The sequence below is a fragment of the Porphyromonas sp. CAG:1061 genome, from assembly GCF_000435035.1.
GTDB classification, from domain to species: domain Bacteria; phylum Bacteroidota; class Bacteroidia; order Bacteroidales; family Porphyromonadaceae; genus Porphyromonas_A; species Porphyromonas_A somerae.
The window spans coordinates 1-2,134 of sequence record NZ_HF988895.1 but is presented as its reverse complement, the minus strand read 5'-3'; the positions used below and the strand labels follow the sequence as shown (position 1 = coordinate 2,134).

The window sequence follows — 2,134 nt, the reverse complement described above, 5'->3', positions numbered from 1 at the left end:
CGCAAAGCTAAGCAAGAGGAGAAGCCTGAGATTACACAGGAGGATATCCAGAAGCAGATCAGGGAAACAATGGCGGCTATCCAAGGTGGACGACGTAAGTCTACCAACCAAGCTGCTAAGTATCGTAAGGAGAAGCGCGAAGCACACCGTCGTGAGATAGATGCTGAGGAGCAGGCACTACAAGAGGATAAGACGCTACAACTCACTGAGTATGTAACCGCCAATGACTTGGCACAGATGATCGATATCCCTGTTAATGATATCATCATGCTCTGCTTCAACCTTGGTATGATGGTCTCTATCAATCAGCGACTAGAGAAGGATACCATTGACCTCATCCTTGATGAGTATGGATATACACCTGAGTACGTAGAGGCTCAGGTGCTGGATATGATTGAGACGGAAGAGGACTCTGAGGAGGATCTGAAGCCACGTGCTCCGATCGTAACGGTGATGGGTCACGTAGACCATGGTAAGACGTCTCTACTGGATGCTATCCGCAATGCCGACGTGATTAAGACGGAGGCGGGAGGAATTACGCAGCACATCGGTGCGTATAGCGTTACCCTCGAGGATGGTCGCAAGATTACCCTGCTAGATACTCCAGGGCACGAGGCCTTTACCGCCATGCGTGCGAGAGGTGCCAAGGTAACCGATATCGTGATCATCGTAGTGGCAGCGGATGATGGTGTGATGCCACAGACAAAGGAGGCTTTGAGCCACGCATCACTCGCTGGTACTCCAATCATTTTTGCCATCAATAAGATTGATAAGCCACACGCCAATCCAGATAAGATAAAGGAGGAGTTGGCCAATCTCAATTACCTCGTAGAGGATTGGGGTGGTAAGTATCAGAGCCAAGAGATTTCTGCAAAGAAGAATATCGGTATCCAAGAGCTACTCGAAAAGGTATTGCTTGAGGCGGAGATGATGGACCTTAAGGCCAATCCAAATAAGAAGGCGGTCGCTTCGGTGCTGGAGAGTACTATGGAGCAAGGCCGTGGCTACACCACCAAGGTGCTGGTACAAGAGGGAACTCTCCATGTGGGGGATCATATCTTGGCTGGTTCCAACTTTGGTAGGGTCAAGGCACTCTTTAATGAGCGTGGAAAGAATGTAGAGTCGGTGGGGCCTGCTGAGCCAGTAAAGGTGCTCGGACTCAATGGCGCTACGCAGGCGGGTGAGATCATGAATGTGCTAGATACCGAGCAGGAAGCTAGGGAGATAGCTACTCGCCGTAGTCAGCTCAAACGTGAGCAGAGAGAGCGGACGCAGCACTTGCCATCGCTAATGGACCTGAGCCGTCGTATTGCCGAGGGTAATGTCCAGGAGCTCAATATCATCGTCAAGGGTGATATGGATGGTTCGGTAGAGGCACTTTCGGACTCTATTGTGAAGCTCTCTACCGATGAGATCAAGGTGAATGTCATTCACAAGGGCATCGGACAGATCTCAGAGAGTGATGTGATCCTCGCTTCGGCTTCAGACGCTATCATCATCGGGTTCCAGGTGCGTCCTGCACAAGGGGCTAAGAAGCTAGCTGAGGCTGAGGGGGTAGAGATCCGTACCTACTCTATCATCTACGATGCGATTGATGATGTCACCACCGCTATGGAGGGTATGCTTTCGCCTGAGATCAAGGAGCGTGTCACTGCCAATATTGAGGTGCGTGAGACCTTCAAGGTATCCAAGGTGGGTACCATTGCCGGATGCTATGTGGTGGAGGGCAAGGTGTCTCGTACCGATAAGGTGCGTGTAATTCGCGATGGTGTGGTGGTACACACTGGAGCCCTCGGGTCGCTCAAGCGCTTCAAAGACGATGCTAAGGAGGTGGTCGCTGGCCTAGAGTGCGGACTTAATATAGAGAATTACAACGACGTACAGGTCGGAGATATCATTGAGGCCTACGAGGAGATGGAGGTAGAGCGTAAGCTCTCCTAATACAGAGGTCGCTCCTCTCTCCACATGAGGGAGGCGCACTGAGCACTCCTCATCTATCTTTTTACGAGCAAGTAACATACTAGCTCAGAAGTGGACAACTAGAGAAATCGAAAGATATGCATTGGTTGGATATTACGCTCCTATTGCTTCTTGGGATAGCTATCCTGAGGGGTTATAGGAGCGGTTTTATGTC

General features: G+C 50.6%; 1 protein-coding gene. It reads left to right on the top strand.

Annotated features, from left to right (window positions below; translation table 11 throughout):
* Window positions 1-1,941 (top strand): translation initiation factor IF-2 (gene infB / locus QVO39_RS03310; RefSeq protein WP_288171716.1); only part of this gene is annotated, 1,941 nt, incomplete at its 5' end.
* Window positions 1,942-2,134: the final 193 nt, after the last annotated feature.